Annotated in this window: 14 protein-coding genes; 4 read left to right on the top strand and 10 right to left on the bottom strand. The window is 47.4% G+C overall.

Annotation, left to right across the window (positions count from 1 at the left end; translation table 11 throughout):
* The 3 genes from OXH00_25080 to OXH00_25070 all read left to right on the top strand — a co-directional run.
* A partial coding sequence (locus OXH00_25080; GenBank protein ID MCY3744301.1) for a hypothetical protein occupies window positions 1-1,132 on the top strand: 1,132 nt, incomplete at its 5' end.
* A gap of 50 nt (window positions 1,133-1,182) precedes the next feature.
* Complete coding sequence (locus OXH00_25075) at window positions 1,183-2,043, top strand: hypothetical protein (GenBank protein MCY3744300.1); 861 nt, start codon at window positions 1,183-1,185, stop codon at window positions 2,041-2,043.
* Between the two features lie 103 nt (window positions 2,044-2,146).
* Entirely contained in the window at window positions 2,147-3,424 is a 1,278-nt protein-coding gene (locus OXH00_25070; protein MCY3744299.1) for a SidA/IucD/PvdA family monooxygenase, read from the top strand.
* Window positions 3,425-3,488: 64 nt separating this feature from the next.
* On the opposite strand, the gene OXH00_25065 is transcribed toward OXH00_25070, so the two are convergent.
* The 10 genes from OXH00_25065 to OXH00_25020 all read right to left on the bottom strand — a co-directional run bounded on the left by OXH00_25065 (window position 3,489) and on the right by OXH00_25020 (window position 18,018).
* Window positions 3,489-5,294: a hypothetical protein gene (locus tag OXH00_25065; GenBank protein MCY3744298.1), complete on the bottom strand. Its 1,806-nt coding sequence runs from the start codon at window positions 5,292-5,294 to the stop codon at window positions 3,489-3,491.
* Between the two features lie 40 nt (window positions 5,295-5,334).
* On the bottom strand, window positions 5,335-6,093 hold the full coding sequence (locus tag OXH00_25060) for a hypothetical protein (GenBank protein ID MCY3744297.1): 759 nt from the start codon (window positions 6,091-6,093) through the stop codon (window positions 5,335-5,337).
* A gap of 156 nt (window positions 6,094-6,249) precedes the next feature.
* On the bottom strand, window positions 6,250-7,845 hold the full coding sequence (locus OXH00_25055) for an OmpA family protein (GenBank protein ID MCY3744296.1): 1,596 nt from the start codon (window positions 7,843-7,845) through the stop codon (window positions 6,250-6,252).
* Window positions 7,846-7,850: 5 nt separating this feature from the next.
* Entirely contained in the window at window positions 7,851-8,768 is a 918-nt protein-coding gene (locus OXH00_25050; protein ID MCY3744295.1) for a VWA domain-containing protein, read from the bottom strand.
* 98 nt (window positions 8,769-8,866) lie between these two features.
* The gene (locus OXH00_25045; GenBank protein ID MCY3744294.1) at window positions 8,867-10,750 is read right to left on the bottom strand and encodes an ABC transporter substrate-binding protein; all 1,884 of its coding nucleotides are present in this window, start codon (window positions 10,748-10,750) and stop codon (window positions 8,867-8,869) included.
* Window positions 10,751-10,795: 45 nt separating this feature from the next.
* A complete protein-coding gene (locus OXH00_25040) occupies window positions 10,796-11,707 on the bottom strand; it encodes a DUF4159 domain-containing protein (protein ID MCY3744293.1) in 912 nt (303 codons plus the stop codon).
* Between the two features lie 125 nt (window positions 11,708-11,832).
* A complete protein-coding gene (locus OXH00_25035; GenBank protein ID MCY3744292.1) occupies window positions 11,833-13,236 on the bottom strand; it encodes a phosphodiester glycosidase family protein in 1,404 nt (467 codons plus the stop codon).
* Between the two features lie 228 nt (window positions 13,237-13,464).
* Window positions 13,465-14,895, bottom strand: a complete 1,431-nt coding sequence (locus tag OXH00_25030) for an ABC transporter permease subunit (protein MCY3744291.1) — start codon at window positions 14,893-14,895, stop codon at window positions 13,465-13,467.
* A 167-nt stretch (window positions 14,896-15,062) separates the two neighbouring features.
* Window positions 15,063-16,574 carry an ABC transporter permease subunit gene (locus OXH00_25025; GenBank protein MCY3744290.1) on the bottom strand — a complete coding sequence of 504 codons (1,512 nt, stop codon included), beginning with the start codon at window positions 16,572-16,574 and terminating at the stop codon, window positions 15,063-15,065.
* 40 nt (window positions 16,575-16,614) lie between these two features.
* Window positions 16,615-18,018, bottom strand: coding sequence for a lyase family protein (locus OXH00_25020; GenBank protein MCY3744289.1), 1,404 nt, complete (start codon window positions 18,016-18,018; stop codon window positions 16,615-16,617).
* A 283-nt stretch (window positions 18,019-18,301) separates the two neighbouring features.
* Between OXH00_25020 and OXH00_25015 the strand changes: the two genes are divergently transcribed.
* Window positions 18,302-19,318, top strand: a complete 1,017-nt coding sequence (locus OXH00_25015) for a dienelactone hydrolase family protein (GenBank protein ID MCY3744288.1) — start codon at window positions 18,302-18,304, stop codon at window positions 19,316-19,318.
* Window positions 19,319-19,484: the final 166 nt, after the last annotated feature.

Below are 19,484 nucleotides of genomic sequence, written 5' to 3'. Positions count from 1 at the left end.
GTTCACCTATCAACGTTCCCAAGAGGCACAGATGACGTTCAAAGATTTTGGCGGAGATATTCAGGAAATTACCCTTGTCCTTATCAATATGCATCCTGATGTCGAACAGGTTATAATTCCCGGTGGAACTTTCGGCGGGGCTGTCAGTTATACAGCAGGCGCGCCACCGACCGGAACCCTTTCCAATGCACAGGTCACACAAGGTAGTAATGGACCCATCGTGACGTGGAATGTTGATAACTCGACTGATATACAGAACGTGGCAATCGTGAGAAAACGCTATATCCTGCAAAGTGAGACGGATGTTCCACAACCTTTCCAAAATCCCGATGAAGTCCGCGCCGCTGCTGATCGGGATAACAACGGTATCCCTGAAGACGATATAGAGATCGTCGGACGTGTTGACATCACACAAACTCGGTTTGAAGACACTGCTGTCTTTCAGGATGTTGTTAATAGTATATTCTTTGATCCAGACAACACCCACTATTATTATGCTGTTGTGCCTGTTAACGCAATGGGGATTATGGGCACACCGAGTATCGTTCCAAACGGCATTATACCAACATTCGACGCGGCGAGTGGAGCACCGGCTTTCTTTGTTCATACACAACCACAAGGCACAGGAGCATGGCAGATTGAGGTGCAAAGCACACAACCCCTACAAGGCGCACCACACCTAACGGTAGAAAGCCCGAATAAAGATAGTTATACCATCTTTTTAACGCAGGAAACCGAAACAAAATGGATCGGAACGCTCCGCACCAAGGGGTTTCCACCGGGAGGTATTTATCTCTATAAAATTCGCGGACAGACGCCAACTGGCGTAACAGGCACCCGAATCTGGCAAGGACAAACCTTCAACTATATCGCAAACAGTGCGAATCGAAATATCACAGTCGCACCTAACCCACTTTACGCCGGACAAGGCAAACACTTATCATTCTATCCGAAGGGCTTAACCGTTGAAATCTACGACGCTTTTGGGAACTTAATTAAGGTGCTTGACAATGCATCCGAATGGGATTGCACAAACGCACGCGGCGAAATGGTCTGCACCGGACTGTACTTTTTCCGAGCAACCGATGGCAACGGTTTCCAAAGTACCGGAAAATTCTGTGTGGTGAAATGATGAAAAGTTATCAGTTATCAGTTATCAGTTGTCAGTTAAAGAGAAGTCTGATGCGTATCAGGTTTTCCTTACTGAAAGCCGAAAACCGAAAACCGAGTACCATTATATTTCTTTTACTATTCCTCTGTAGTTGTGGGGACGAGGGGTTGATTGACCCACACGGCGAAACCTCACTGCCGCCTCCGAATACAGTCGGACGTTTACACGCTATTGACTTCCCCACAGATACGGGGTCCGCATGGACGTATGTCAATGTTGATACCGATGAGGAATTCACACTTCGTGTCGAAGGAACACGCGATATCAGTGGAACGACACATCGGCAAATGACTGTGAGTCCAATGAGTCCCGGTGAACCTGACCAATTCAACTGGCAGGCTGTTGACCACTTGGTCGCAAATGCTTTCTATTTACGGTTTGACACGGAATTTGTTGATGTGTTCCCGTTTCCAATTTTTGCGACCTACTTTTCCAAAACACCGCAAGCATTGGTGGAATCCGCTTTTGACATTTTTCTTCCAAGTACTACCACTGGCGTTACTATAGAACACGCGAAACATTTCCCACCGCGCCGCCTCTGGGATTTCCCGCTGAAGCTCGGAAAGGAATGGATCGTTTTTAAGAAGACCGCTGGTATACCTGTGGAAGTCACGCGTTATGTCGCTGAAAAAGATGTACAGGTCACCGTCCCCGCAGGCAGTTACACCACTTATGTCGTTCACGAAGAGGTCGTTTACGCGGATAGTCCAGAGCCGTCAAGTTTCTTGATTAGTCCACCCGCAATTTATTGGGTCGCGCCATCCATCGGTGTCGTTCAATATAGATACAGCCGTTACCGAGCGACTGAGGCACTCTCAGCACAAACTTTCGCACTTAAAAGCTTCCATCTACCCGGACCGAATACCGATTAAGTTTTTGATCTATAGGACTTATGCATATCGCTTTAAAGTCCCCCTGATAAGGGGGATTTAGGGGGTTTATAGTAAAGTCCGTAATTAATTTTGCGATAGCCTAATGACGAGCCATCAGCCATCAGCCATTCCCACCGACAACCGACAACCGACAACTGACAACCATTTAGCACACCGGAATATCCCCATTACCATTGTCGGTGGCGGAATACACGGCGTATCCATTGCGTTTCGGCTGCTCCGCGAAATGCCGACAGCAGCAAAACAGATCGCTATTGTCGATCGGCATCCGCAACCTCTCACGCAATGGCGAGACAAGACAAAACGCCAAGGCATGACATTTCTCCGTTCCCCCGCTGTTCATCACATTTCCCCCGATGCACTCGGTATCGTTGAATACGCAGAACGCCACAACCGAACGAGTGAACTCGCACCCCCTTATGCACAACCTTCCACCCAACTCTTTTGGGACTTCTGCAACGCTGCACTTACTGAGTTAACTGAACATCAAGTCTACTATCAGTTTGAGGTGGCAAAACTACGGTGGGACAAAGGTGCTGGTCCGTTTCCGTTCCGTTTAATCTCAACCGGCAATGAAGGGTTTCGGAGTCGTTGTGTTATTCTCGCCATCGGTGCTGACGATTGTGCCTACGTGCCACCGGAGTTCACACAATGGCAACACCAATACCCTGACAGGGTTATACACGCATCCCAATTTTTTCTGTCGAAAGAATTGGGAACTACACCAGCAAAAATCGTCATCGTTGGTGGTGGATTAACAGCAGGGACACTTGCCAAAAGTCTTAGTGAACGCGGACATAGTGTGGCACTAATTGCTCGAAAGCAATTGAGAACAGAGCAGTTTGATTTCCCGCCGGTGTGGTTAGGTCCCAAGGCTCTCGCCGAGTTTGCAAGTGAACCCGATTTTCGGCAGCGTTACGACATTATTCAGCAGAACAGGGGAGAAGGTAGTATTACGCCCGATATTATGGAAGCACTGACGAACGCGCCGAACATTGAGCTCTATCCTGAAACCTGTATCCTTAACATCGGCTCGGTGGATAAGAAAGAGCAAGCACAGCACTTACAGGTTGAAACAACGCACAGTATCATTCGCGGAGTCTCTCGCATCATCTTGGCGACAGGATATCAATTCAATCTGCGCCGTTATGGATTTCTAAAGGAATTGGGCACACAACACCAGATCCCGATCGTCCGAGGTTTGCCACGCCTTGATGACAATTTACAACTTCACCCGATCCAGAATCTATTCTGTTCCGGTACCATAGCGCAGCTCCAAATAGGACCCGCTTCCGGCAACATCGCTGGCGCGAATCTCGCTTATGAACGGTTTCGCGAAAAATTACGCCTACATCTGTAAGAGCGGTTCGTCGCAAAATGTTCCTAATTACCGTGTCAGGTTGTATCGGATGTTCATTTTCTATTCAAACGCTCGAATCCGCAGCGGTCAATTTTTTCCAGCGTGGGAAAAACGCTTCCGTTAAAAAACTATCCAGTTGCCATATATTCTGCTGTGGATTTCTTTCAAAGAAAGTACCCATCGCCAATACCAGAATATCTTTGAAACCATACGGTGTCTTGATCTGTGAGAGATCTTCATAGGTCTGGATGAGTGCAGTGTGGATTCGGAGAAAGTTTAGTGCAGCGAAGCTGAACGCGTTCAATTTCAAGGTGCTGTCTTCGCCCATCTTCACTGTTTCCCATGACCATTCGGGCTGGTAGAAAGCGTGAAGCTGTGCCTTACAGAGCTCGACAGCGGTACGCAAGACCTGTGAGAGTGCCTTGTGTTTTGTTGTCTCGTCTGGTATATCAAGTTTCTCGCAAATTTCCTTATGTAACTGCTGTTGTGTTGCGGCAGAGTCAACCCAGTTTTGGAAGACTTCAGAGGCATGGACGAAGCAAGTACGCAGATCTACAAGGGTCAAATCCAATTTGCTCGGAAACGCTTTGAGTAAGGAAGAACTCGGCAGTAAATGTGCCTGCTCAGGATATAATTCTAAAAACTTGTATTCCACAACATCCGCCAACATTTCTGCAAGAATAGGTGTAAAGGCGATAATTGCCCGTTCGTACAATTCCGCATCTATAAATTGCTGAAGTTTTTCTGAGTCAAGGGCTATTGTCCCCGTCTCAGTTTTGACGAATGTGTCAGCGAAAGAAGTCTGCTCCCCCAAAACCGATGCCGTTTCCGTTAAGGATAATGGGCGTTTAAACAGCGTCAACGCAGTATACGGTTCCTCAAAATCAAGTAGACTTTCTTGCCACTGATGTCCCCATGTATCATGAATTAGATATTTATCGAGTTCCGGTAACGGAAGCACGCCGATCATACGCGTCAATGTTGACGTGACCAATTCCAAGGACAAGTCAGTGTCAGCAGCGATTTCCTGACGCAAGGTTAAGTCTAAGTCTTCTGCATCAAAGGTTCCAAACACAGGAAAATGGGCAAACGGTTCAACCTCCCAAATTTTTCGCAGAAATTTTTCGTAATAAGTTTTCGGACGTTGTGAAGTTTGGCTTTCTTCAGGCGCATCATCTATCGGAGTACTCGGTTCTTGTAGGTTTTCCCGTGGTTCAGTAGGAAGGCAGAAATACAGCGCGGAGGAGGTCTTCACCAACTTTACCTCGCCTGTTTCAAAAGGGGCACCTGGATATAAAGACTGAAAGAGCTGTAGGGTCTCTGCATCCAGTTTCGGGTTATCGGACACCAAATTGAAGCGAGTCTCTAAACTCAACATGATTTGATGTCGATGCCGCAGCGGACTTGTCCGGGTAGACAGGTCCCGAGTGAGTCTTTCCACCATTTCCGAATCCAGGTTGAATGCGCGTTGGAGCCGGATTTTTAGTTTCTCTCGTTCGTCCGAAACTGCTGGAGCATCCGGAGCGAAAAGTGTGAAAATTTTAGAGCCTGCGGTATCTAAATTTTCAATCTCTGGGTGATACACCAGAGCTGGATAGTGTTCAAGAGCCAGCCAGACGGCTTCAACAAACGCGGTGTCTAAGGTCGCCTCATCACAATATGTCGGCGCACGCTGTAAACGTGCACACGTATCCGACATCAAGGCATCATGTTGTGTATAGAATGTTTTAAGTATTTCGGTTGAATCCGTGCCCTGTTCCTTTTTTGCTTTATTGATTTGCTGCGTGAGTGCTTCAAATCGCTTTAAACGTTCTAAAACAGGTTCCCAGCTGCTCGGAATATTGTCATAGTGCCGTATGTGGCGCGCCATAATTTTGTCCTTTACTTTATTATTTTTTATGAAATATCTGTTATTCCTCATTTTTTATTTTAGGGGTATCATAATCGTGAGGCGGTGTTAATTCACGTATCTTTGCATCGACCTGTTTCGCAAAAGTGAGGCTCTCGTCGAGTTCAGTGCGGAGACGTGTGAGTTCTGTCTCATCGCTTTCAGGGTTAAGCGTGAGTACCCGGGCATAGAGATGGGAGAGTTGGACAATTGTCTGCTGAACGTCTTTAATCAGTTGTTCTCGATGTTGTTGAAGCACACCTTTAACGGTAGTTCCTAATTGTGTCCCCGTTGATTTTTGATGCATTTTAAGCGTGTCTTTCAAACACTCGACTGCCTGTGTAAAGAGTTCAGAAACTTTGTTAGTAATGTCGGCTCTGACGGTAATTGGAAGGGTACCCATCCATCCGTCCGCACCTGCTTCCTCCTGAAAGGATGTGTGCAAGGCGCGGAGTTCGCCAAGCATCGTCTCTGTTCGGGCGTCGCCATCCGCTTCAAGTTGTTCATGTAAAGTGTTCAGTTCTGTCTCTTGCTTGTGTTGGACTTCTTGAAGAATCTCATTGTGAACCTGTTTAGCTATATCGTCTGTCCCGGTTGCCCACTTACTAATCAGAGTTCCAATAGGCACTAAAACACTGAGAATCGCGCTCCCGAATAGATAGAGAATCTTCGGTTCTAAATTGAATACCCAAGATGCAAAAGCAATGGAGCCGCCCACGGCAAAAGGAAAGAGAACGTAAGGATTGCCAAGAAGATGGAGTAAAAATTTCTTCCGAAACAATTTCCGATCAATCAATTTCTTTAATGGTTATCGGTTGTCGGTTATCGGTTATCGGTTAAAGAGGGTTCTGATTTAGTCAAACCCCCTCTTAACTGACAGCCGAAAGGTTTTTCGCAGAAAAACCGTACTGACAACTGATAACCATCCCTCTATTCCTCAATACGGTTTTCCGAGAAGCTCGAATGTCACGCTTTGTGCTGCTGCACCGCGCATCTGCGTAGAGGTTCGGTTGCTCGCTATGGCACGGATACGATGATTTGCGATACCAAAATTTTTCAGTGATGCTGCCGCTGCCTCAGCGCGTTGTAATGCAAGCACCCGATTCGCCGCCGGATCCCCCTCTTGACGTGTATGTCCTACGACTCTGAGATAGTACTGGGGGAACGATTTTAGATTCGCAGCAAGTTCTTGCAGCGCACGTTTACTACCTGGAAGGATCCGAGCATTCCCGCGCCCAAATTGGATCGGTTCAACCTTCATCGCTGCCACAGGCGCAAGCGAAGTCCAGTTCGCATCTGAAAGTGGATTCAGTGATGCCTCTTCTCGAACCTGTTCCATCGGTGTTGAGCCGACGAAAATGCCGTCTAACTCATCATTACCGCTCGCGTTCAGCATACCCGGGTGGAACTTATCGTGGTGCAGTGACCGCAAAATACCCTCAAAGAATAGCTGCTCGTAATTGCCTGATACTGGGTCGGCAGAAATTGAATTCGTCTGTACCAACACCTGCACAATTTTGGCGATCATCGCTTCGAGTCTTTCAGTGCTTTTTGCTTCTGATGACGGAATCACTCCAAAATGGGCGTAGTTTTCAACCGTGTTCCGCCATTCAATTCCCTTTACTAACTTATCTGTCTCATTTCGGTTTAGCGAATCCCCATACTGCTTTGCATCTGATTGTATCAAGGCGGCTAACCCATCGGGTTGGTTATTGTAGTCATAGTTTGCTCGAAGATACGCTTGCACAACATGCGTGACGAGTTCACGTTGTGAATCCAAAAATTCCCGCTGAACCACTAATACATCAACGATGTAACCCTTGAGTTTTGAACTATCTAACAGCAGATGCACACCTTCAATCGCAAGGGCTTTGGTCACATAAGGTTCCCAAATGACATAAGCGTATGGCTCGTCTGGATCAGCGGACTTGAGTTTCTTATAGGCATCTTCAGCACCGTTTGTCTCGACTGCCCACGAGGAAGGTAGGCTCGGCAGACTCATCTTGTTGATCATAATGCGCGCAAGCGTTTCGCTCGGTGAATCCGGAGTCAACACGATACGCGCCCGCGGGTTACTCAAACTCGGTATTTGCGGGACGCTTCGCTTATACGCAACAATTGCATCCGCACCTTTAGACTCATCAATCACGAGGACGATTGAACCGGGGAATTCGCCGATAACATTACCCGCTTTAAGGTAGGCATCAATCGTGAAAACCGCCATCTGAACCTTACCACTTTTCAACGCACGTATCCGTCCGACATAATCGGCTTTATCGTCAACAAACGTAAGTTTAACACCTTGACGCTCCAGAAGATTCTGAACAGCCGGAGAACGAAGTATCGCATACCCCGGAAACGAGTCGTGTGCTATCTTGATGTTATGCGCATAACGTTGCGTGCTTGTCTCCTTGACGAGATCGCCTCGGATCCACGGTTCAACAACGAACTTATAGACTAACCCGATGACCCCGATAATAACGAGCCAGCTCGCTACCATGATGATGATGCGTTTTTTCTTGCCAGCGTCCATAGTTTCTACTTCCTATTTCTAAAAATCAAGAAACCGATAACGGATAACACAATCAGAACTACAACAAACCATAGGGTGCCTCGGTTTTCAGTATCACGTTGCTGTGGGGTCGGAGCCTGTGTCGGTGGTGTTTTTCGCGTCGGTGTTGCCTCTGCCTGCTTTACAGCGATTGATGTATTGCTCGGCGGCGTTGTGAGCCGCTGAATCAAATCCGCAGCGATTTCCGACGAAAGGGGCGCAATATATTCAAAGGCATCTTCACCACCAACATCCGTACCTGTATCACCGGTTTCCGCAAGAATCTGTGATACCGCTGCCACTAACTCTCCGGGGTTATCTGCCTTGCGGTAACCATCCACGACATTTGCCAACATGTGATCGGTTTTCATATCAACACCGATAACATCAATACGAATCTGTCGATTGAGAATCGCAGGCGTGTAGTGCTTGACTTTATCAGCATCCGAAGCCTCACCATCCGTGACAACTAACAACCGATAGTTCCCATAGTTGTACTGTTTTTCGCGTTGCTCAAGGAGACGGTTTGCCCCAATTCGGATATATTTTCCTAAGGGTGTGTTACCGCTCGGTTGTGGTAAATGAATGGCTGTTATCAGTTGTTGCGTGTCCTTTGGTCCCAATGGGTACACCCATTCGTTACGGATATTGGCACCGCTAAACACCAGCAACCCGATGTGTGTGTCGTCAGGAACTTTAGACAGCACCTCCTGTAATGCCGCCTTCGCCGCTTCCATCTTTGATTTCGTCCGGTCACCACTAAACTTATCCTGCATTGAACCGGAAGCATCGAGAATCACAACAATGTTATCTTTATGAATGTCGTCGTCAGCACTGCAAATCTGGAGACCAAAGACAAACAAACTCAGTAACAGAATCAATCGCGTGCCGAATCCGGCTGCCATAATACATTTCATAAAAAACCTATCCCGGAAGTAGTTATCGGTTTTCAGCGGTTTTTGTAACTGATAACTGATAACCAATAACCGATAACTGATAACTATCAAAAATCAAAATCAGAGGCTGCAACGGCTTCCGCTGAAACTTTAATCAGTGCAAACTCAACACGCCGATTTTCTGCTGCTTCAGTCGCACTCGTCGGCTTCGCAATGACAGGCTCCTTAATTCCGACACCTACTGGCACAATCTGGTCTGGATCGATGCGTGCGTTTTTCCGACGCGCATAGCTGATAATCGACTGTTTAACCGCCTGTCCGCGCTGCTCGGAGAGTTTGAGTGCAGCCCGCATCACTTGATACGGACTTTCAACGCTGCTACCATCATCAAACTTCTTCTGCTGAATTAGCCGAATCAGGTTTGCAGTGTTTTCCAAGCTAAAAGACTTACCCTCCATAAAATACTTGTAGTTGCCTCGTGTACCCGTTCGTTTCAGAATGCCTGTTTGGAGTCCTGTCTTAACTAATACACTCAGGGTTCGAGAGGGGTCGCTATGTCCTTTTATCGCTATGGCAGCATTCCCGTATTTTGAAGCTAATTCAACAACCCTGTCAAATTCTTCTCGGTACTTCGTATCGCTAAACGTGTCTTGGTTCGCATCAAATTGAATTGTGAACGAGATCAGCGTCTTTTCGTCAAGCACTGCGTCTTCATTAAACGATTCAATCTCCGCGCGCACTGTCTCCTTTTTGAAACGGGTCTGTTTCAATTGCGTCGGAGCCGTTACGGTCGTCGTGAGCAAATTCTTAAAGGTCGAGGCGTTAAAGTTTAAATCAGAGGGAATCAATGCATATCTCTGCCTTGCAAACCCCCAGTTCACTGCCATATCCAATCCCGCTTTATTGAAGCCTTCAAAGCCGCTGATAGTATTGCTCGGATCGTTAAAAAAAGCGATATTGCCCGGCTGCCCAACGAACGTGCAATCCGCGATTAAGCCGTGAGCATCTTCTTCAAGTGTCGGTAACACTTCTTTGCCGTAAATGTTTTGCATCATCGTTAGCAGCTGCGTATATTTTTCCGATCCGCTCGTTTCATACGATTTTTTCAGTGCTACGACTTCTTCAGCACCCTTCAGATAACCCGCGAAGAAGCGTTCAACAAACGGTTTGTAAGCGTCGTAGAAATCCTTGCGACAGGCGTAGACATCAGCGATAGAACGGGAAAGTGTGGCAGTACTGACAACAACGCGCGCGCCTTTGACAGTCCCTTCGGCGCCGGTCCCGGTGTTCTCAGGACCGCCTGTTAATCCAATCATGTCAGGCGTTATCACAAAGCATCCTGCGATAGTTGCGTCGTTTCGGAAGCGTTCCGCGGGTCCATTCGCACCTGTTAATTCGTCAACCCAAACAATTTCCACATTTGATTTTGAAAGCCGAGCGGTCTTCAGCATATCATAAAGCATCCCAACATGCGGTCCACCCTTTTGGATAGCAACCTTCTTGCCCCGAAGATCAGAGATTTTTCGGATGTTAGAACGTCCAACGAAATGATCCCCTGCCGACCAGGTCAGCTGCCCAAAAACGACGGGTTTTGTACGGGCATCCTTTCCGACGGCCTCGCTCGCTTGTGCTATCATTCTAAAGGTGCCACGCAAAAAAGGCGATTTGCCTGAGAGATAGTCGCGGACCTGCTGCTGAAAATTATCACCCGGCACCAATTTGAGATTCATGCCGAGTTCCGCCATAATCGTACCCGGACGCGTTGTCTGTCCACCATTGGCATGAAAAAGTGCTGCTTCGCCACCCCATGTGATATACGGCACTACCAGCGGGGTTATTGCTGTCACTTCTCGAACGGTAACAGGCCCCACTGCATCCGAAAATCGTTCTTGTGCGTTGGCATGCGGGGGAGCAAAAATGAACAGCGTTACCAGACAAAACAGCGTACATTTTGAGAATCGCTTGCAAGTCAACCTAAAATTCCTTTTCATGATTTTCCTCTCGTTCCTTTTCAGTTATCAATAAAACTGTTAAATTTACCGTGTTAGGGCGTATGCGACGATATTCATTCCTTGTTCAAATGCCCATTTTCGTTGCTCCTCGCCACCAGGACTGCACGGCCTACCTTCCCACGCACAATTCAGGTCACTCGGGCAAAAGTAGACCATCACACGGTCATTTTCCATGATCGCTTCGTCGTGATCAGAGATACCCGGAATGCGCTTATCGCCGCCGAGGTATTCATCGTGTGGATAGAGTGTGTGATAAATTGGATGGCTCATTTCTAAAGGTTCCAACTTCTTTTCTGGGAAGACCTTGCGCAGCATCTCATAGATGTATGGACGCAAACCACCGCGCCCACCGTTGAGGCGTGCATCACAATCTTCGACATGCAGAAAACCACCCCGTTCAAAATAGTCTCTCAGTTTACGCACCTGTTCGGTAGAAAGCCGAATCCCGCGATGGCCTGTCATATAGAGGAACGGATACGCAAATAAACCCTCGTCGTCAATATCAACATATTGTGGATTCTCGCGCACCTCGACATCTATTGTCGTATTTTCGGCAAGTTCCTCAGTGAATTTGTGATCCGATGGCCAGCGATAATAGTTGACAATATTTGTGTACCAATCCCCGCCGGGATACTTGAGTCGGACAAAGGTGAACTTCTCACCTGTCGGATTCATCTCAGGGTAATGGTGTTCAATCACCCCGTATCGCGTGCCGTAATGAATATCGCGTGTCGCATCATACGGGATATATTCCCGGAACCCGCCGCCAAACTGAGCCTGGGCAGGCAGAATTGACCCACCTGCAGCGATCGCGGAGGCAGCAAGCCCAACGGATCCTTTGAAGAAAGTGCGTCTTGAGAGTAAAGTTGGCTTCGGTTCCATGCCGGATATAGGTTTCTTTTCGATAGTATCGGGGGGGCTGCTGTTGTTTAACACGGCTTTTTCTCCTCCTATTCCGATCTGTTTTTTTGCAGTTAGACGTGTTGATCTTATCTTACTAAAGGCGTAGTCTCATCGCCTCAATTTTTTGTGAAAATTCTAAATATCTCTTACATTATAACCTAAGGCTTGGAAAAAATCAAGATCGCATCTGCAATTGCGCGTCCCTGTTGCTGTGGCATCGGACGAATTCGGCGATTCCCGCGAGCTGTCTTCGTGTTTCGATCTGCTCGCGCCTTTTCTGGAATCGGTCTGCCACGCGAAACCCGTTGTGGTCGATCCCCTGCTCGGGGTGGTTTGTCACGAGAAGTTAATTTCAATCTATCCTTAGATTCGGGCTTAGTCGAATTTTTCTGCTTGACACTTACAATCTCATCTCGAATTATCAGCGTTGATGAATTGCCACCGTCAAGATTAAGGGCATCCGTTGCGCCCCATTCCAGAAACAATTCCGAGAGCCGTGGTAACATAACGCCGCGTCGAACACCCGCCGCTGCTGCCGTTATTGTCACAAAAAGGAGCGTGCCATCTGCCTTTTTACCGATTGCTGTGCGCGGATGCCAAAAACTGTGAAACGCTTGGTCAAACCCTTCACGCTCGTATGCTTGTGTGGAAGGCGCAACACCGTCTCGCAATAGCAACGGACCGCCACCGATAATATGCGCGAAGCTTGTCCATAAGTTGCTGTCCCCAACACGCTCTGGAATTACCATCTCACGAATCTCGACAGCATCACCCTGCTTAATACCTACCAATAAATCTCTCTGTTTTTTTCCACTTGCGGAAAGAATGTAACCGTCTGCCGGAATGTGTGAACTCCCCTGTTTATCGTGGATACTGGTTACTTTCCCATTTCGGACGACGACCTCCACACCATTGGGCGTTGTCAACGTTACCGCATGGAACTGTGGATGGTAAATAACCAATTCGTTTCGACCACGGCTCCGATTCATACCGTCAATTGGGAACGTCTCTCCGCTCGGCAAGACGAGTTCCTGCCGTAAGGCAATCCTATCAATGTACGTCTCAATTTTCCCATCAACTGTCCTAAATCCGATGACGGCTCTACCTTGTTCCGGTTCACTTACCCATTCACCGTCAATTTTCAGCGCACCGACAGACTCTCCGCGGAGCGTCCCCACCATCTCAAAGAAGCCACCATTTATCGCAGCGAATGCATTGTGCCGCCGCGCAAGCGATACCAACGATTCTGTACCGATGCCCGCACCCAACGCACGATATGGACGAATATCCGCTGCATCTGCTGATATGGTAAGGATATTCGTCAGCACGCCGTTATCTAATATCTGCCGATGCGTAATTCCGTCCACAACTGATTTTGTCACATCGCTCATCTCGGGATCGGTATAGGAGCGGAAATAGTCAGTTATTTTGCTAAACTGAATGACCCGTCCTGCCCAAATGCCGAGACAGAAAACTGCCAGCAAACTTACTGCTGTTGATATGCGCGGATAGCGTTTAATGAAACGAAAACATCGCCGTCCTAAATAGGTGATATCAAACATTCCAATCGCCTCCACTGACATAGTTATGTCCGCAAGGATTACAGGGCTACCGTCTTTTACTTACACGAATTCCATTGTCTATCCTTTGTTGACTTTGACACCCTTTACAGATTGGTTTAACATCTCTTTTCCGAGATAATCGGATTAACAGTTGATAGGAGACACCAAGGTTTTTCTATCTATCTCTTGAATTTTCGCTTATTGAAGTGGATGAGGTTAGAGAACCTTCTAAACATCAACACGGAGGAATGAAAGAAACGCACCGGCGAACAGCACTACAAAAAACAGTAATAGTAACAGGATATCCGTAGATGCAGCGGTGTAGGCACCACTAAAACTAATGCGATCTTCAAATTTCGGGATTGACTCAAAACTGACCGGCTTTTGTGAAGTGCCTTCCTTGGACCCGAGTGCATGTGGGCTTTCTGGATCAATCCGATCGGTTTCAATGAGAAACCTACTAAATTCATTTGCGTATCGGCGCACCTGCGCTAAGAATTGAACGTGCCGTGTGAAACCCGTTCCAGCAAGGGATTCGATGGCATATCGGACGCTTGACGCAGGCGATATACGGGTTATGGATCTGGCAAGTTGAATCTGCGTAATCTGAGTATTCAAGTGTTCCTGATTCAATTCTTCATTGCGTTTTGCGTCTTCTGTAAGGTATTTTGACCATAATAACGTTCCTTCTGTTGCTGGGATATCCCGTGAGGCTGTTTTGGACCAGCGGTTTTCGTATTGCTCGTCAAGATTTTGGCGCAGATTCTCTCGACGTGCATTCAATTCGTCGCTGGTCATTGTTGGTTGTAAGCCACTGGTGAGCGCGCCCAGTGTGGAAGGCAGTAAACCTATCCAAACAACCCAAATGAGTAAGAGAATCGTCAGACTCGTTGACGAGTGGCTCACATGGGAAGAGATCAGTAGCCCCAGCGCGAGAAAGATTGACACATAAACAAAAGCGATAAGAACAATGACTCCCAATCGTCCCCATTCGCTTGGGCCCAACGGAGTACTTCCTGAACTATAAAGTAGAAAAAGGTTAATCAACGCCGCAATCAGGAAAGGGATACTGATCGTTATCAATGCTGCAAGAAACTTGCTGACCAATACGGTGCCGCGTGAAATACTGTTGGAAAGTGTCAGTCGTAATGTTCCGCGTTCTTGCTCTGAGGAGATCGTGTCGAAAGTAAACAGGATCGCAATCAAACTCAACACTATGGAGATTATATCCGCCCAATCAACGTTCCTATAATCTGGCATAATATCCCATAGGTTCGGGTTGGATTGCGGATATTTCATACGCCATAATCCTTTGGCTGAGAAACCATTGAAACCTATGCTCCAACCGGCTCTACCCCCTTCAGCGGATTCGGGGATAAAGCCTTCACCGCTGCTCGCACAAAAGGAGAGTGAAAAAGGTTTCTTATACAGATTACCCGGTCCTGCTATCAGTAGGTTATACAGATTGTCTGTCTGCGAGCGCATCTTGTCTAAAGCTGCTGAGACCTTTTTTTGATATGTCGTCGATTGTGTTTTGTACTCGTCCAGATACCCGACCGCGTTAATTAGCATCAGTATGATGAGCAATACCGTTGTGAAGGCAAATCGTAGGCTATTCAAATGGTCGTAAAGCTCACGTTTTATAATATGCCAAATCATTTTTTTAATTTTCCTTACGGTTCGGTCAGGTATGGCTTGGCAGGGACGTTCCTTTTCGTGACATGCCCCGGTCCGTTGGTTGGGGCTGCAAGTTTTGGCTAAGTTTTCCAAAACATCTCTTAGCTCTCACTGTGAAGCAAGCCGATAACTGATGATTGAAAACTATTCTACACTTCTTGCCGGACGAAAGTTAGAACCGTCATCATGAACAGTACGACATTAATGAGGAACAGGCATGCAAGATCCCCACTGGCGTGTTTTACGTTGGTCGATACATCTGCCCTGTGATAGGAAAACTGCGGTAAATCACTCCAATCGACCTCTCCTTGGTCGCTGGCGAACCATTGCCGCGAAGAGAAAACCGCCTTATCGTGGAAATAATTGATAACCGTTTGCCGGTACCGCTGAACTGATATGATAAAATCCGAAATGCTATGAAAACCTGTGCCTGCCCACGCTTCGGTTGCAAGATCGTACATCGTCACTGGCGAGAGCCTCATCAGGTTTTTTGCGAAATTTGCTTTGTGAACGTAGACCTGGTCCAAAGCCTGCTGACGAACCAGTCCAGTTTTGTCCGCTGCGTCAATACGTAGCGGTTCTAAGAATTGAAAGAAAGCTTTCACATGAATCAGCTGCGGTTCTGAATCTTCATTTATGCTTGTCCAATTGCGTCCTTCTGCTCTAAAATACCTGAGTGTTGCTGAGTTAGAGTTATAACCCGTGCCCGAACTACCTGAACCTTTCACATTGAAGTTTGTATTTTCTCCCTCAACTTCATCGTTCTTCAAGAAATTTGTCCGCTCTCTTTCAAACCCCTCCCATATCTGTTCAATTTCACCATAAGCGGCTTCCAGTTGAGAAGGTGTTTGCCAAAGCCGATTGACCGCGAATACGATGAGGCTTGGATAGATGAGGACCAGAGTGCTCCATATCACCATTGACAGCATCAAAGCGGTCGCAGTTCGGCGAGTGAGCGCGGAAATTAACAATCCTATCAGGTAGAAAACGGACAGATAGATAATTGAGGTTAGCAGAATGCCACAAATCCGGAGCCAACCATCACCACTCAGCGAAATTGATCCCGACGCAGAAAATAAGATCAGTGCGAGGAGTAAACTCATAACTAAAGGGAGAATCAGACAAGCCATCGCACTGATGTACTTTGCCAACAGAATAACCGGACGGCTGACAGAGTTGGTCATTGTTAAGCGGAGCGTGCCTGCTTCCCGTTCCCCAGCGATGGCATCATGGGCGAAAAGCAGTGCCAGTAGACTGAGAATTACCTGAAAGATTAAGACCAGATCAACACTGGAAAATAGGTTGAGGAACGGATTATCTGCGCTGTGTGAATGGGTATCCCAAAGGGTTGGGACAAGCGTATGTCTGACAGTGATGGAGTTGCCAAGTCGTCGATCCAAACCGGCATTGAAGATACTCAACGGGTTGGGCGGTCGGTCCACAAAGATTTTTCCCTCCACCTCCGAATAGGTTTTTGCCTCTGAAACCTGCTGAGCGTGTTGTTGCACAGCGGTATTGTAACTTATTAGACGGCGTTCATAATCGGCAATTAGTACAACAGTATTCGCAACAACCAGCAACAGTGTGACAACCATTGCAACGAGAAACCGAAATGTCATAAGATTGGCGAGTAATTCTCGCCGAAGGAGTATAGGGAACATCGCCTTACCGCTCACGTTTTAGTTTTTCAAAACTTTCAAATCACGGGATGTTATAATTGGAAATCCGTTTCTCCCATTCATCGCATGTCGCGTGGGTTCGCCGTACCGAGGCACCAATATAATTCGTCGGATCTCGTAGTGCCTCTCGCTGCGGTTCTGTCAATTTTTCCAGGAAAGGTCGGAAGGCCTCATCTTCCCACAATAGAGTTGTCAGGCTCTTTCCAGTCTGATGGACCTGACCAATCAATTTTCGGGTGTGATCGTACGCATCGGGAAATCCGTAATACGCCATTAACAGATAGATCGGTTCCGCGATGGTATCCTCCGCGCTGAGTGCGAGGTTACGTCGCATGTTGTCCGACTTCACATCCATCTCTTCCAACGCACGCCGAAGCCGATAGATGGCGTAATCAAACGCCGTAAACAGTTCTGTCAAGAAACGACTGGATGCCGAGTTCGTCAGGTCGCGTTGATGCTCTAAAATGCTATCCATAAAGACAGTCTGCATGCGCGGCACAAATGCCTTCCATAAGCTTTTGATGTTCTCGTACGCCTCTGGATTCACTTTATGCGGCATTGTTGATGAACCTACCAACTGCGGGTTATATTTCCTACCGACCTCGGCAATTTCGGTACGATAGAGATGCCGCATATCATCCGCGAAGTTCGCAAGCACCGTATACGCCGCCGTAATCTGATATGCCAGATCCGAGATGAACTCCGGTTCTACGCACTGTGTTGATGTGTGTGTATCAGCAGGTTTCAAACCGAGCAATGCCAGGAAATCCGCCTCAATCTGCTCAGGTGCTTCATGTATCAGCGTGAGTCCATTAAATGCCCCTACTGCCCCTGAAAATTGACCACGCAGGTTTTGCCCTGCCTCATGAATCTTCTCAATTCGGGTACCAAGACGGCTGATATAGAGTGCTAATGCGTAACCAAACGTTGTCGGTTCCGCATGCTGTCCATGTGTCCTACCGATTTGTACCGTCTCTGCATGCGCACGCGCCAATCCAATAAGTTGCTGCACTAATGCGATTAGATCGGGAACAATAACGTTTTCCGTGAGTGCTTTGAACCGCAATGCAGTGGCAGTATCCAGGATATCCGCAGAGGTCGCGAACAGATGGACATAGGGGCGCGCTTCGGGACTAATCTTCCGTCGGATCACGTTGACGAGCGAACGGATATTATGCCGAATACGAGACTGCTCTTCGTATACCTCTTCTGCCGTTACCAAGTCCACTGCTTGCTCTACCTCGTCAGCAATGGCTGATGAACAGACCTCATAGTTTGCTAAAGTCCGTACCAACGCCGCTTCCACTTTTGCCTGATACGTGACATACCCAGACTCAGAGACATAGGGCAACAATCGTTTCATAAAATCTGGATCACTGCCGTAGTATCTGAAATCCAATGGACTGACGGCTTCGTAAAGTTCCATAAAATATCTTCTCCGTTAGCGCGGGGACCTCCGCTGCTACTTTCCTATTTTTGTTTTATTATACCGAAAACTTGAGCGGATGTAAAGACTTTTGTTGTCAATAGTCTATGTTACTATCTTAGGGCATTTAATTTACCGATGAAAGCAAATACCGAATCGCGACTTTTTTGACTTTACACACCCAATACTTGACTTTTTCTTTAATTTCAGGTATACATAATGGCATAAAAAATAAGCGATATGTTAACAGGATGATTGCATTGTTAACGAGAGGAGCGCGATTATGACGGTACAGCGTTTTTTGACGGTAGAGCAAGGTGTTGAACAACTTCTAAAAGCACCACCACCCCTTCATTTTGATGGCACAGGCAAACTGGACTGGGAGGAATGGCGTAGGCGGTTCCGAGGCAACCTCATTAAGGACTTGGGACCTTCACCAGAGGCATTACCGTTAGAAGTTGAAACATTAGAGCAGACACAATTTGATGGCTACATACGGGAAAAAATTATCTTCAATCCAGATCCTTTTTCTTCGATTCCCGCTTATGTCTTAATCCCTGACGGCGCAACCGTAGATGATCCGGCACCCGCGGTGCTCTGTGCACACGGACACGGGGTCGGAAAAGATGGCGCAGTCGGCATCGTAGACGACTATCAGAAACAGTACGCCGTCGAATTAGCACAGCGCGGGTTTGTAACACTCGCACCCGATTGGCGATGCTTCGGTGAGCGCAAGGATAGGGATGAATGGGCACGCCGGCCCGGTCGCGATGGATGCAACATCGCCTATTTCGCTTTCGGATATTTCGGCTACCAACTCCTGCAATTGAATATCTCGGATGGGCAGCGGTGTTTGGACTATCTCCAGTCCCGTCCTGAGGTGGATAGCGGTCGTTTAGGATGCATGGGCTGTTCCTTCGGTGGTACAATGACGACCTACATCTCCGCCTTAGATCAGCGGGTTAAGGCGGCAGTTATTGTCTGTTATCTCAGCACATTGACGGACGCTTTGAATGATCGCGGGCGTGGAAATACATGCGGTTCACAATTCATGTTCGGGCTTCGGAAGGCTGGAGACATCGCCGATGTCGCAGGGCTCATCGCACCGCGGGCGTGTATGGTGCAAATCGGTTCGGACGATATGTGTTTTATTGAGGCAGACGCATTATCAGCATTCGGACAACTGGAGAGGATTTATGCCGCATCTGGACACCATGATCAATTGGTTTTGGATCATTTTCAAGGTGAGCATGAGATTGATCTGGAAGCCGGAATCGAGTTTTTGGAAGAGCGATTATAAGATGTCGGTGCTATGATTACCCAAGTTGCTACCTATAAGTTTTTAGACCTGGCAACTCTGTTTTTAGTAAAAAAGTGCTGATGATGAGCCAATATCTTATAGCGTGAACTTTTAGTTTCCTTGTTTTCGTCCAATGAAGGCGTAATGTCATTCTTGTTTGAAAGGT

The organism is Candidatus Poribacteria bacterium (genome assembly GCA_026706025.1).
GTDB lineage: Bacteria > Poribacteria > WGA-4E > WGA-4E > WGA-3G > WGA-3G.
The sequence above is the reverse complement of the archived record's forward strand: the minus strand, read 5'-3'. Positions and strand labels throughout refer to the sequence as shown.